Raw genomic sequence first — 12,937 nt, 5'->3', positions numbered from 1 at the left:
CTCACGCACAATCGGCCCATGCAACGCCAAGTGATTCTTGCCTCGACCTCCCGCTACCGCCGCGAGCTGCTCACGCGCCTGCGCCTGCCTTTCGACGTCCAGGCGCCGGAAGTGGACGAAACGCCACTGGCGCTCGAATCGCCGCGCGCCCTGGCCGAACGGCTGGCGCTCGAGAAGGCGAGCGCGGTCGCTCGCCACTTTCCCGAAGCGATCGTGATCGGCTCCGACCAGGTCGCGGATCTGGCCGGCGAATCGCTGGGAAAGCCCGGCGACCACGCGCGCGCCACGGAGCAGTTGCGGCGGATGCGCGGCCAGACGCTGATCTTCCAGACCGCGGTGGCCGTGGTCTGCCAGGCGACCGGGTTCGCGCAGCGCGACCTGGCGCCGGTGCGGGTGGTGTTCCGACAGCTGGGCGACGCGGCCATCGAGCAATACCTGCGCGCCGAGCAACCCTATGACTGCGCCGGCAGCGCCAAGAGCGAGGGCCTCGGCATCGCCCTCCTCGAGGCGATCGACAGCGACGATCCGACGGCGCTGGTGGGTCTTCCCCTGATTCGCACCGCCCGCATGCTGCGGGCCGCCGGAGTCGACCTGCTGTGAGCACTCCTCCTCTCGGAAAACTCTATCTGGTACCCGCGCCGCTGGATTTCGGCTGCGAGGAGCAAGCGCCCCTCGAACAGTCGCTGCCGCACGGCACCCTGGCGACCGCCGCCGGCATCACGCACTGGATCTGCGAAAACGCCAAGTCGGCGCGCGCCTACCTCAAGCGCATCGATGCGATCGTGCCGCTCGCGGCCACGCTGCAGGCCCAGCAAATCCAGGAGTTGCCACGTGAAGTCCACAAGAAGGGCGATCATGCGGGGCAGTTCGACGCACGGCCGCTGCTCGCGCCTGCGCTGGAAGGACACGACGTCGGGCTCCTCAGCGAGGCGGGCATGCCGGCGGTCGCCGATCCCGGGTCCTCGGTCGCCAGAGCCGCGCACGAACTCGGCATCACGGTGATCCCGCTGACCGGGCCGGTGTCGCTGTTGCTCGCCCTGGCGGCGAGCGGGCTCAACGGTCAGAACTTCGCCTTCGTCGGCTACCTGCCCCAGGAGGCCGACGCCCGCGCGCAGCGCATCCGCGAACTCGAGGCGCTGGCCCTGCGTACCGGCCAGACCCAGCTCTTCATCGAAACGCCCTACCGGAACGCCGCCTTGTTGCAGGCGCTGACGCAAACGCTGCAGCACAACACCCGGCTGGCCGTGGCGCGAGGCCTGACGCTCGCGACCTGCAGCGTGCGCAGCGACACGGTGAAGACCTGGCGCGCCAAGCCGCTTGCGGCCGACCAGCGCGCGCCGGCCGTGTTCGCGATCGGCCGCTGAAGGGCCCCGTCCACCGCAATGGACATTTCCGACCGCATGCGCTGGGCCTCGCGCGCCCAGTTCTTTTGTTCGGGCTTCGTGTTCGCGACCTGGGGGGTGCACATCCCGACCGTGAAGGCGCACTACGGGGTCGACGAGGCGGCGCTGGGCCTCGCGATGCTGGCCGCCGGCGCCGGTGCACTGCTGGGGCTCAGCCAGGCCAGCCGGTGGATCGGCCGCCATGGCGCGCGCCGCACCGCCGGTTTCTGCGGCGCCATCTACGCCCTGCTGCTCGCGGGACTGCTGGCCATGCCGGCCTACGCCGCGCTGCTGGGCCTGCTGGCGGCGTTTGGCATCGTGACCAGCATGTTCGACGTCGCGATCAACACCGAGGCGGCGCAGCTCGAGCTTCGCAACGGCAAGCCGCTGATGAGCGGGATGCACGGCATGTTCAGCCTCGGCGGCATGGTCGGCGCCGTGAGCGGCGGCGCGGCGCTGGCAGCCGGCCTGGATCCGCAGCGGCACCTGATCGGCGTCGCCGCGGCGATGGCGCTGACCATCGCGCTGTCCGCACGCTGGATGCTGCCCAGGGAAGCGACCGCCTTCGCGACGAGCGCCGGCAACGGCTTCAGGCTGCCGCGCAGCACCCTCGCCCTGCTCGGCCTGCTGGCGGCGCTCGGCCTGATCGCGGAAGGTGCGATCTACGACTGGAGCGTGCTCTACCTGCAGCAGGAACTCGGCAGCCCGCAGCAGCAGGCCGCGCTCGCCTACGCGAGCTTTTCGGCGGCGATGGCGCTGGCCCGTTTCGGCGGCGATGCCATGCGGGCCCGCTTCGCGCCGGCGGTGCTGCTGCGCGGCAGCGCGCTGCTGGCCGCGGCATCCATGACGGTGGTGCTCGTGACCGACATGCCGTGGCTCGCATTGATCGGATTCGCTGGCGTCGGGGTCGGATTCGCCAACGTGGTGCCGATCCTCTTCGCGGCCTCGGCGCGGGTCCCGGGCGTGGAGCCGGCCCGCGGCATCGCGGCGGTGTCGGCCGCGGCCTATCTGGGCTTCATGGCCGGTCCGCCGGTGATCGGCTTTCTGGCTCAGGTCAGCTCGCTGACCCACGCGCTCTACCTGGTGGTGGCCTTCGCCGCGGCGCTCGCGGTGTCGGCGCGCTACAGCGATTCCTGAGATCCTGGACTAGTGCAGCGCGGGGGCGGTGCGCAGCGCGCGCACCGAGGCGTCGCCGAGGGCGGCGCCGAATTTCTTGGCCAGCTTCTCGGCCACGTTGTCGCGGCGCGTGTAGTCGATGACTTCCTCGGCCTTGATCACATCGCGGGCGACGAAATCGACGTTGCCGAGCTGGTCGGCCAGGCCCAGCTCGATCGATTGCTGGCCGCTCCAGAACAGGCCGCTGAAAAGCCCGGGCGTGCTGGTCTTGAGCCGGTCGCCGCGACCGCTCTTGACCACATCGATGAACTGGGTGTGGATCTGATCGAGCATCTGCTGCGCGTGCGCCTTCTGGGCATCGTTCATCGGACTGAACGGGTCCATGAAGCCCTTGTTGTCGCCGGCCGTCAGCAGCCGGCGCTCCACGCCCACCTTGTCCATGAGTCCGGTGAAGCCGAAGCCGTCCATCAGCACGCCGATGCTGCCGACGATGCTGGCCTTGTCGACGAAGACCTTGTCGGTCCCCGCAGCAATGTAGTAGGCGGCCGAGGCGCAGGTCTCCTCGACCACCGCGTAGACCGGCTTGTTGTGCTTGGCGCGCAACCGCTTGATCTCGTCATTGATGATGCCGGCCTGCACCGGGCTGCCGCCGGGCGAGTTGATCAAGAGCACGATGCCCTTGGCGCCGTCGTCCTCGAAGGCGGTCTTCATGGCCGCGACCACGAATTCGGCGCTGGCATCGGCGCCGGCGGCGATCTCGCCCTTGATCTCGATGACGGCCGTGTGCGCCGTGGTCTTGGCGGTCGCGGGGGTGCCACGCGACATCGCGAACCAGGCCAGGAAGATGAAGAAGGCCAGCCAGCTCAGGCGCACGAAGGTCTTCCAGCGGCGCGTGGCCCGCTGCTCGCGCAGCGACGCGAAAGCCAGTTTTTCGAGCGTCGCGCGCTCCCAGCCCGGTTGCTGTGCAGGGTCGTTCTTGGCCATGTTTGTCGTTGGGGTCGGCGCGGGGCGCTCGAAAGGCTCGAAACCCTCGGGTTCCGTGCGGTTGGATTCGGTCATGTCAAAAGGCCAGGGGCTGGAGGTTCCAGGCAGTATGCCAGTGGACCACGCCGTCATGCTCGCTGAGCGCGATCTTCACGAGCCCCCCGCGACAAGGGCCGCCGGCGCACTCGCCGGTGTCCGGCCTGTACACCGCGCCGTGGGTCGCGCACAACAACCACTGCCCGCTGTCGTCGAAGAACCGGTCGGGCTGGAAGTCGAGTTCCATCGCGACGTGGCTGCAGCGGTTCAGGTAGGCATGCGGCACGCCCTCGAATCGCACCGCGAAGGCCCGGCAGGTCTCGCCGCCGTGGATCACGTCGAAAGGCACGGCCCGCCCGCCCTCGATCAGGTCGGCGGCGTTGCACAGGGGGATGCACTCGCTCATGACGAGATTGTCAGGCGTTGTCGACCAGCCACTGCGACAGGCCGACCACCGAATGCGCGACGTGCAGCGGCGCCAGCGCATCGAATTCGCCCGGCTCGTGGGCGCCATAGCTCACCCCGACGCTTGCGCAGCCGGCGTTGATCGCGAGTTGCAGATCGTGCGTGGTGTCGCCGATCATCAGCGTCCGCTCGGCCGGCACCTCGAGCTCATCCATCAGTTCGAGCAGCATGCGCGGGTGCGGCTTGCCGAAAGTCTCGTCGGCGGTGCGCGAGGCGTCGAAACGATCGCGCAGCGCGACCGTGGCCAGCGCCTCGTTCAGGCCGCGGCGCGACTTGCCGGTGGCGACCGCCAGCTTGTGGCCGCGTACGCGCAGCGCGTCGAGCATCGGCAGCACGCCGTCGAACAGCACCAAGTCATCCTGGTGCTGCAAGTAATGGTGGCGGTAGCGGGCGCCGAGTTCGGCGTACTTCTCCTTCGGCACATCGGGCGCGGCGCGCGCGAGCGCCTCGGCGAGGCCGAGCCCGATGACCCAGGCGGCGTCGTTCTCGCTCGGCCTGGCGCCGCCGACGTCGACCACGGCGGCCTGGATGCAGCGCACGATGAGTCGCGTGGAGTCGTAGAGGGTGCCATCCCAATCGAAGGCGATCAGGTCGAAACGGCGGGGTCGGATGTCAGTCATTGGCTTGGACAAAAGGATGGGTGGCGAGTGCTTCGAGCGCAGCGGCGGGCATCAGCGCGTGCAGTTCGGGTGGCAGGTCGGCCTGCAGCGAGATGCGCTCGGCGCTCGCGGGGTGGGTGAACTGGAGCCGCCAGGCGTGCAGGAACATGCGCTTGAGGCCGAGCTTCTGCAAGATGCGGTTGCGCTCGAAGACGCCGTACTTGTCGTCGCCGGCGATCGGGTGGCCGGCCGAGGCGAGGTGAACGCGGATCTGGTGGGTCCGGCCCGTCTTGATGGTGACCGCCAGCAGGGAGAACTCCGCCCGATCGCCGGCGAGCGCGAAGCGCGCCAGCACCTTCACCAGCGTGACCGCGCGCATCGCGTCCGGGTGGTCCTTGGCGACCACGCGAACCCGGCGCTCCCCCTCGGCGGCCCCTGCGGCCCCCGGCAGCAGGTACTTGGCGAGCGGCGCGTCGAGCACCTTCTTGTTGGCCGGCCAGTGGCCCTCGACCAGCGCCAGGTAGGTCTTGCCGGTCTCGCGCTCGCGGAACTGATCCTGCAGCGCAGTCAATGCACTGCGCTTCTTGGCCACCAGCAGGATGCCGGAGGTTTCGCGGTCCAGCCGGTGCACCAGTTCGAGAAAGCGCGCTGCCGGCCGCGCCCTTCGCAGTTGCTCGATCACGCCGAAGCTCACGCCGCTGCCGCCGTGCACCGCAACGCCGGCGGGCTTGTCGATCGCCAGCAGGGCATCGTCCTCGAGCAGCAGCGGGAATTCGCGCGCCGGTGCGGCCGGCGTCCCGCCCTCCTGCGACCGGGCCGAGACCCGGACCGGCGGCAGCCGCAGCACGTCGCCCGCGGCCAGCCGCGACTCGGCCTGGGCGCGCCCCTTGTTGATGCGCACCTCGCCCGAACGGATGATCCGGTAGACGTGGGTCTTGGGCACGCCCTTGAGATGGCGGAACAGGTAGTTGTCCAGCCTTTGGCCAGCGGAATCCTCGTCGACCGTCAGAAAGCGAACTTCTGCCGCCGCGGGGGGCGCCTTCGCACCTATAATGTTTTTCACCAGCGCGGTCTTGTAAGTGCTTGATTAAACAGAAGTTTAGAGCACTGCAGGAAGCGCTGTGAGGTCGATGCCGCTTTGAGGCAGCGTCCGCAGGCCACGCGCAAGAGCGCAAGGCGGCGGCCCTGCTCCCGAGTCAAGCCGATGCCCACGAAACACCGATACGGAATACCCAGCCGGCAGGCTCCAAGCTGCCGGCGGATCGAAGCGAGTACCTTGTGTTGATGCTGCTGATTCAACTGATCCTGCGCTGGCTGATGCCGGCGAGCACAGGCATTGAATCGCCAGAAGTGCGTGCCACCACTGCGCCAACCGCTATAAAAAAGATAGCGAATCGACATCCTCTCGGGCTCGCCCCCATCCATGCGCCCCCACCCCGTCTGACATCGAGCTGACACTCGATGCGGTCATCCGCGCTCGCGCGGCGACCCCAGCAGCCTGGGCCGAGCGGCAATTCCTTCGTTTCGCGCGACGTCGTCCGTGCATCGTTAGGTCCGTCATGGACCGGTAGAACGATCGTAAAGACATAAGGACAACGCATCATGAAGCGGATGCTGATCAATGCCACGCAGGCCGAAGAACGCCGCCTGGCCATCGTCGACGGGCAAAAGCTCCTCGACTATGAAATCGAGATCGAAGGGCGCGAACAGCGCAAGGGCAATATCTACAAGGCGGTCGTGACGCGCGTCGAGCCCTCGCTCGAAGCCTGCTTCGTCGACTACGGCGAAGACCGCCACGGCTTTCTGCCGTTCAAGGAAATCTCCAAGCAGTACTTTGCCGAAGGGGTTTCGGCCAGCCAGGCCCGGATCCAGGACGCGATCCGTGAAGGCCAGGAACTGGTCGTGCAGGTCGAGAAGGAAGAGCGCGGCAACAAGGGCGCGGCGCTCACGACCTTCATCTCGCTGGCCGGCCGCTATGTCGTGCTGATGCCGAACAACCCGCGCGGCGGCGGCGTCAGCCGGCGCATCGAGGGCGACGACCGGGCCGAGCTCAAGGAGGCGATGGACCAGCTCGAGTACCCGAAGGGCATGAGCATCATCGCGCGCACCGCCGGCATCGGCCGCTCGGCGCCCGAACTCCAGTGGGACCTGAACTACCTGCTCAAGCTCTGGACCGCCATCGACGGCGCCGCCAAGGGCGCCAAGGGCGCCTTCCTGATCTACCAGGAGTCCTCGCTGGTGATCCGCGCGATCCGTGACTATTTCAATCACGACATCGGCGACATCCTGATCGACACCGACGACATCTACGACCAGGCGCAGCAGTTCATGGCGCACGTGATGCCCGAGCATGCAGCCCGCGTGAAGCGCTACCGCGACGACGCGGCGCTGTTCAGCCGCTTCCAGATCGAGCACCAGATCGAATCCGCCTACGCCCGCACGGTGCAGTTGCCGAGCGGCGGCGCGATCGTGATCGACCACACCGAGGCGCTGGTCTCGGTCGACGTCAACTCGGCGCGCGCCATCAAGGGCGGCGACATCGAGGAAACCGCGACCCGCACCAACCTCGAAGCCGCCGACGAAGTGGCGCGCCAGATGCGCCTGCGCGACCTTGGCGGCCTGATCGTGATCGACTTCATCGACATGGACGAGTCGAAGAACCGGCGCGAGGTCGAAAGCCGCCTGCGCGATGCGCTGCGGCAAGACCGCGCCCGCGTGCAGTTCGGCTCGATCAGCAAGTTCGGCCTGATGGAAATGAGCCGCCAGCGCCTGAAGCCGGCCCTCAGCGAAGGTTCGTCGATCCCCTGCCCGCGTTGCGGCGGCTCGGGCCACATCCGTGACACCGAATCGAGCGCGCTGCAGATCCTGCGCATCATTCAGGAAGAGTCGATGAAGGACAACACGGCGGCCGTGCATGTCCAGGTGCCGGTCGAGGTGGCGTCGTTCCTGCTGAACGAGAAGCGCCCCGAAATCGCCAAGATCGAGCTCAAGCAGCGCGTGACGGTGCTGATGGTGCCGAACAAGACGCTCGAGACGCCCAACTACCGGCTCGAACGCCTGAAGCACGACGACCCGCGCCTCGACCACATCGAGGCCAGCTACAAGATGGCCGACGAGATCGAGGATCCGACTTCGGTCACGCGCCGTTCGCAGGAGCCGACCAACAAGCAGACCCCGGTGATTAAGGGCGTGCTGCCCGACGCGCCGGCCCCGGTGGCGGTGCCGAAGCCGGAAGCGGTGCGCCCGCCGGTGGCAGCGCCCGCCCCGGCACCGGTCGCACCCGTGGCAGCCCCTGCCAAATCGGCCGAATCCGGCCTCTTCGGCTGGATCAAGAGCCTGTTCGGCGCCACGCCGGTGCCTGCGCCGGCACCGGTGGTGATTCCGGTGGAAGCGCCGAAGCCGCGCCGCGAAGGCCGCGATGGCCGGGCGGGACGCGACGGTGAAGGCGCCCGCACGGCGCGTGACGGCGAGCAGCGCCGTGGCGGCCGAGGCGAAGGCCGTGGCGGTGAGCGCCGCGGCGGTCGCTCGGGCGAACGCCGCGAAGGGCGCGAGGCCCGCGGGGAGGCCCGCACCGACAGCCAAGTGCGCGAGGCGCGCGAACCACGTGAGCCGCGTGAGCCACGCGAAGCCCGCGCACCGCGCGATGGCGAGCGTCGCGGACGCGGCGAGCGCCGCGATGGCGAAGCCCGCCAGGTGCCGGCCGAAAACGCCGACCTCCAGCTCGACAGCCAGGCGCTGGCGTCGAACCCGGCGATGAACGACGAGGCAGCCAGCCCGCAGGAACGCGCGCCGCGCGGACGCGGCGAGCGTCGGGAACGCGGTGAACGCGGTGAACGCGGCGAGCGCAATGGCGAAGGTGCGCGCGAACGCAACGCCGACACGGTCCGCGAAGCCCAGGGCGACGCCGCGCAGGAAGGCGCGTCGAACGAGCGTGGCGCACGCAGCGGTCGCGGCGAAGACCGCCCCCCGCGTGCTGAACGCGGTGATGGCCGCCGCGAGCGGCGTAACGACAGCCCGGCGCGACCCGTCGAGGCGGGCACATCGGACGCCTCGATGCTCGAGGCCGGCACCGTCGGCGCCCTCGCGGTCGAGACCGGCGCCACCGGCGACGAGCAGGGTGTCGAAGGCGCGCCGCGCCGCGACGGCGACGAACGCCGCGGCCGCTCACGCGACCGCTACGGACGCGATCGGCGCGAGCGTGGTCCGCGTGAAGACGCCGGGGAAGCGAACCTCGCCAGTCCCGACGCCACCCCGGCACCTGTCGAGGTCGCAGAGCGCAGCGTCCAGGCGGACATTCCGTCGGTGCCGGTTCGCGCGGAGCGTCCGGTCCAAGCCCCGGTGGCGCCGCCCATCGCGGTCGAGGCCAAGGCCCCGTCCGCACGGGCGCTGCCGAAGGTCCAGCCCTTCGAGCTGCCGCTCGACGAGCTCGCCCAGGTGGCCGAAGGCTCGGGCCTTCACTGGGTCAATTCGGACGCCGACCGCATCGCCGAGGTCCGCGCCGCCATCGCCGCCGAGCCCAAGCCCGTGCACGTGCCCCGCGAGCGCCCGCCGGCGATCGTGATCGACGACAGCCCGCTGGTGCTGGTGGAAACCCGCCGCGACCTGGGATCGATGGCGCTGCCCTTCGAAGAGGCTGCGCGCGGCGCGAACGCCTCGCATTGAGGCCACGGGGAGGCGCAAGGCCTCCCCGCTCTCCCCCAGGGGTCCCAGGGCGGCTCCCGCCCGCGCGGCGGTCCCGCCGCCCGTTCCTCGAGGCCGCCACTCGCGCGGCCTCTCCTCACTTCAACACCGTTCGTTTCCGAGGGCCTCCACGGCCCGGCGCCAGCCTGAGCGCAACGCAGTCGCCGATGACGGGGACCGGGCTGAAAGCGCCAACCGATGAAAACTTCGGTATTAGTTCTCAAAATCATAAACGGCGTGTGCAAACAACACCTGGGCACCCGTTCGCATTAACATTTTGTCATACAAAAGGACTACACTTCTCCGCAAGATGTTGCAGTGCACCACGGCGGCTCGTCGGGCCCCTGACAGAGGGAGGCAGCCTACGCCGTTTGGCGGACGATGTACGGCTTTTGTTGACACGACACGGGCTGCGACATATGTTCAAATTCTTGCCGATAGTAGTAAAGCGTTACACTGCCACGCTTAAAGCTTAAAGTTTGAGGCAGCACCCGACACGGGGGGATTTCAGATGTTTCGTTCCGATTCGACCGCCAGCGGCAACGTCGTCCGACGCTTTTCCCCGGACGGCGGCGGCCCGTCCGCAGCACCCGTTCAGGCGCGGCCGCGCCGCCTGTCGCTCTTCGAGCGCATCGTGAAACGCTCCCTCGACATCGTCGGGGCCCTCTTCTTCTTCGCAGTCTTCGGCCCGCTCTATCTGCTGGTTGCCTTGGGTGTGCTCATCAGCATGGGACGCCCGGTTCATTTCTGGCAGACCCGGCTCGGCGAGAGCGGCCGGCGCTTCCGTTTCTACAAGTTCCGCTCGATGGTGCGCAACTCGGACGACGTGCTGGACGAGTTCCTGAGTCGCAGCGACATGGCGCGCACCGAATGGAACACCTTCCAGAAGCTGGAAAAGGACCCCCGCATTACGCCGATCGGCCAGTTCATCCGCAAGCTCAGTCTGGACGAGTTGCCGCAGTTCTGGAACGTCCTCAAGGGCGACATGAGCCTGGTCGGCCCGCGCCCCTGCATGGAGCGCCAGCGCAGCCTGTACGGCAGGGGCTGGGAGCACTACTGCGCGATGCGCCCCGGGATCACCGGCCTGTGGCAGGTCAGCGGGCGCAATCGACTCTCCTACGCCCGCCGGGTCGAACTCGACGTGGAGTACGTCAGCAACTGGTCCTTGTGGCTCGACATCAAGATCCTGCTGAGGACCGTTCGCGCCGTGATCACCGGCGAGGGTTCGAGGTGACACAGATCCAGCCGGTCGTTCTGTGCGGTGGCAGCGGCACCCGGCTCTGGCCGTTGTCGCGCAAGACACTGCCGAAACAGTTCGTGCCGCTGATCGGCAGCAAGAGCCTGCTGCTGCTGACTCTGGAGCGCCTTCGACTGCTCAACCCCGAGGTGACCTGCGTCGCCTCGGAGGAGCACCGCTTCCTGGTCCAGGAAGGCATCGATGCGGCCAAGGTCAAGGGCAAGCAATTGCTCGAGCCGATGGCGCGCAACACGGCGGCCGCGATGGCGGCGGTGGCGCTGCTGGCCGATCCGGAGCAGCTGCTTCTGTTCGCGCCCGCCGATCACCACATTCCGGATACGGATCTTTTCGTCGCGACGATCCGCAAAGGCGTTCCTGCCGCGCTCGCGGGATACCTCGTGACTTACGGCGTCGAGCCCGCGTTTCCCAGCACCGCCTATGGCTACATCCGCCAGGGCGAAAAGCTGGATGCGGCATGGGGCGACGACGCCGGCCATGCGGTGGCGGCCTTCATCGAAAAACCGGAGGCGAGCCGCGCCGAGCAACTGCTGCTCGAAGGCGGCAATCTTTGGAATGCCGGGATTCTGCTGGTTCAGGCCAAGGTCCTGACCGCGGCGCTGCAGGCGCATGCGCCCGATATCCTCGAGTGCTGCAGGCTCGCCACGGCGGTCATCGAAGAGGACGGCGATTTCCTGCGCATGGACAGCACGGCCTTCGGTCATTGCCGTAGCCAGAGCATCGACTACGCGGTGCTCGAGAAATGCGACCGCGTCGCCGTGGTTCCCTTCCAGGGCCGCTGGAGCGATGTCGGCAGCTGGAATGCGGTGGCCGATCTTCATGACATCGACGCCAACGGCAACCGGATCAGCGGCCAGGGTTTCGCGATGAATGCGAGCAACACCTTCGTCTACGCGCCCAATCGGCCCGTCGTGGCGCTGGGCACCAAGGACCTGCTGGTGGTGGACACCCCTGACGCCCTTCTGGTGGTGCAGAACGATTGTGTCGAGCAGGTCAAGGACGTGGTCGCCCTGCTGACCCGGCAAGGCCACAGCCAGGCCACGCGTCACCGCCGCATTCCGCGGCCCTGGGGCGCCTACGACAGCATCGACGATGGCGAGCGCTTTGCCGTCAAGCGGCTGACGGTCAAGCCGGGTGCGCGGCTGGCGCTGCGCATGCACCACCATCGCGCCGAGCACTGGGTGGTGGTGATGGGCACGGCGCGTGTCGTGTGCGACGACAGGGTGCAACTCGTCAAGGAAAACGAATCGATCTACATTCCGGTAGGTGCGATCTACCGGCTGGAAAACGCCGGCAAGACCACGCTCGAAGTGATCGAAGTCCAGACCGGCGGATACCTTGGCGAGGACGACATCGTGCGCTTCGACGAGGTCGCGCCGCCGGCCATCGACAGCGAAAAAAAGCTCGCTTGAACCTTCAACCGCGCGATCAGACGATATTTCAATGACCGATTTTCAGAAGCGGATCTTCGTGGCCGGGCATCGCGGCATGGTGGGAAGCGCCATCGTGCGTTGCCTGACGGGGCGGGGCTACACCCACATCATCACCAGGAGCCATTCGGAGCTCGATCTGACGGACCAGGCCCAGGTGCGCAAGTTTTTCGCCGAGGAAAGGCCCCAGCAGGTCTACGTCGCCGCCGCCAAGGTGGGCGGCATCCACGCCAACAACAGCTATCCGGCCGAGTTCATCTATTCGAACCTGATGGTCGAGGCCAACCTGATCCACGAATCCTGGCGCACCGGCGTGGAGAGACTGCTGTTTCTCGGCTCGAGCTGCATCTATCCACGCATGGCAGCCCAGCCGATGTCGGAGGACGCGCTGCTGACCGGCAAGCTGGAACCGACCAACGAGCCCTATGCGGTCGCCAAGATTGCCGGCATCAAGCTGTGCGAGAGCTACAACCGCCAGTACGGCTGCGACTTCCGCAGCGTGATGCCGACCAACCTCTATGGACCGGGCGACAACTACCATCCCGAGAACAGCCATGTGCTGCCGGCGATGATCCGGCGCTTCCACGAGGCGAAGGCCTGCGATGCGCCGGCCGTCGTGATTTGGGGCACCGGCTCGCCCAAGCGCGAATTCCTCTACGTCGACGACATGGCGCGCGCCTGCGTCCATGTCATGGACCTGCCGCAGGAGGCCTACGCCGCCCAGACCGACGTCATGGCCAGCCACATCAATGTCGGCACCGGCGAGGACCTGTCGATCGCCGAACTCGCGCAGATGGTGAGCGAGGTGGTCGGCTACCGGGGCAGCATTCACTACGACACCAGCAAGCCCGACGGCACGCCGCGCAAGCTGCTCGACATTTCGCGTATCCGCCAGCTCGGATGGAAGCCGGATGTGGCGTTGCGTGACGGTATTGCGAGTGCCTACGAAGACTTCTGCGGCGAAGTGCTGGTGGTCTGAGAGCGCTGTAG

Annotated in this window: 12 protein-coding genes; 7 read left to right on the top strand and 5 right to left on the bottom strand. The window is 67.8% G+C overall.

Features of this window, described 5'->3' with window-relative positions:
- Positions 1 to 18 precede the first annotated feature (18 nt).
- The 3 genes from AC1DYK_RS17650 to AC1DYK_RS17640 are packed head-to-tail and all read left to right on the top strand — an operon-like array spanning position 19 to position 2,519.
- Positions 19 to 600, top strand: a complete 582-nt coding sequence (locus tag AC1DYK_RS17650) for a Maf family nucleotide pyrophosphatase (protein WP_478167495.1) — start codon at positions 19 to 21, stop codon at positions 598 to 600.
- Positions 597 to 1,364, top strand: a complete 768-nt coding sequence (locus AC1DYK_RS17645; RefSeq protein ID WP_478167494.1) for an SAM-dependent methyltransferase — start codon at positions 597 to 599, stop codon at positions 1,362 to 1,364. The genes AC1DYK_RS17650 and AC1DYK_RS17645 overlap by 4 nt, the downstream gene beginning before the upstream one ends.
- A gap of 18 nt (positions 1,365 to 1,382) precedes the next feature.
- Positions 1,383 to 2,519 (top strand): MFS transporter, encoded by a 1,137-nt coding sequence (locus tag AC1DYK_RS17640; protein ID WP_478167493.1) that lies wholly within the window; start codon positions 1,383 to 1,385, stop codon positions 2,517 to 2,519.
- A 9-nt stretch (positions 2,520 to 2,528) separates the two neighbouring features.
- Here AC1DYK_RS17640 and AC1DYK_RS17635 read toward each other — a convergent pair whose 3' ends face one another.
- The 5 genes from AC1DYK_RS17635 to AC1DYK_RS17615 are packed head-to-tail and all read right to left on the bottom strand — an operon-like array spanning position 2,529 to position 5,983.
- Positions 2,529 to 3,557, bottom strand: coding sequence for a S49 family peptidase (locus AC1DYK_RS17635; protein WP_478167492.1), 1,029 nt, complete (start codon positions 3,555 to 3,557; stop codon positions 2,529 to 2,531).
- A 1-nt stretch (position 3,558) separates the two neighbouring features.
- The gene (locus AC1DYK_RS17630; protein WP_478167491.1) at positions 3,559 to 3,924 is read right to left on the bottom strand and encodes a Rieske (2Fe-2S) protein; all 366 of its coding nucleotides are present in this window, start codon (positions 3,922 to 3,924) and stop codon (positions 3,559 to 3,561) included.
- Positions 3,925 to 3,934: 10 nt separating this feature from the next.
- On the bottom strand, positions 3,935 to 4,603 hold the full coding sequence (locus tag AC1DYK_RS17625) for an HAD-IA family hydrolase (protein ID WP_478167490.1): 669 nt from the start codon (positions 4,601 to 4,603) through the stop codon (positions 3,935 to 3,937).
- Positions 4,596 to 5,645, bottom strand: coding sequence for an RluA family pseudouridine synthase (locus AC1DYK_RS17620; RefSeq protein ID WP_478167489.1), 1,050 nt, complete (start codon positions 5,643 to 5,645; stop codon positions 4,596 to 4,598). Before AC1DYK_RS17620 ends, AC1DYK_RS17625 begins: the two co-directional genes overlap by 8 nt.
- The gene (locus tag AC1DYK_RS17615) at positions 5,642 to 5,983 is read right to left on the bottom strand and encodes a hypothetical protein (protein ID WP_478157322.1); all 342 of its coding nucleotides are present in this window, start codon (positions 5,981 to 5,983) and stop codon (positions 5,642 to 5,644) included. Before AC1DYK_RS17615 ends, AC1DYK_RS17620 begins: the two co-directional genes overlap by 4 nt.
- Before the next feature lie 201 nt (positions 5,984 to 6,184).
- Between AC1DYK_RS17615 and AC1DYK_RS17610 the strand changes: the two genes are divergently transcribed.
- From AC1DYK_RS17610 to fcl, 4 genes are all read left to right on the top strand, one after another.
- A complete protein-coding gene (locus tag AC1DYK_RS17610; protein ID WP_478167488.1) occupies positions 6,185 to 9,244 on the top strand; it encodes an Rne/Rng family ribonuclease in 3,060 nt (1,019 codons plus the stop codon).
- A gap of 529 nt (positions 9,245 to 9,773) precedes the next feature.
- Complete coding sequence (locus AC1DYK_RS17605; RefSeq protein WP_478167487.1) at positions 9,774 to 10,496, top strand: sugar transferase; 723 nt, start codon at positions 9,774 to 9,776, stop codon at positions 10,494 to 10,496.
- Positions 10,493 to 11,929: a mannose-1-phosphate guanylyltransferase/mannose-6-phosphate isomerase gene (locus tag AC1DYK_RS17600; protein WP_478167486.1), complete on the top strand. Its 1,437-nt coding sequence runs from the start codon at positions 10,493 to 10,495 to the stop codon at positions 11,927 to 11,929. The genes AC1DYK_RS17605 and AC1DYK_RS17600 overlap by 4 nt, the downstream gene beginning before the upstream one ends.
- A 31-nt stretch (positions 11,930 to 11,960) precedes the next feature.
- On the top strand, positions 11,961 to 12,926 hold the full coding sequence (gene fcl / locus AC1DYK_RS17595) for a GDP-L-fucose synthase (protein ID WP_478167485.1): 966 nt from the start codon (positions 11,961 to 11,963) through the stop codon (positions 12,924 to 12,926).
- Positions 12,927 to 12,937 lie beyond the last annotated feature (11 nt).

It is taken from the genome of Variovorax sp. P2_H12 (assembly GCF_056403395.1).
The sequence above is the reverse complement of the archived record's forward strand: the minus strand, read 5'-3'. Positions and strand labels throughout refer to the sequence as shown.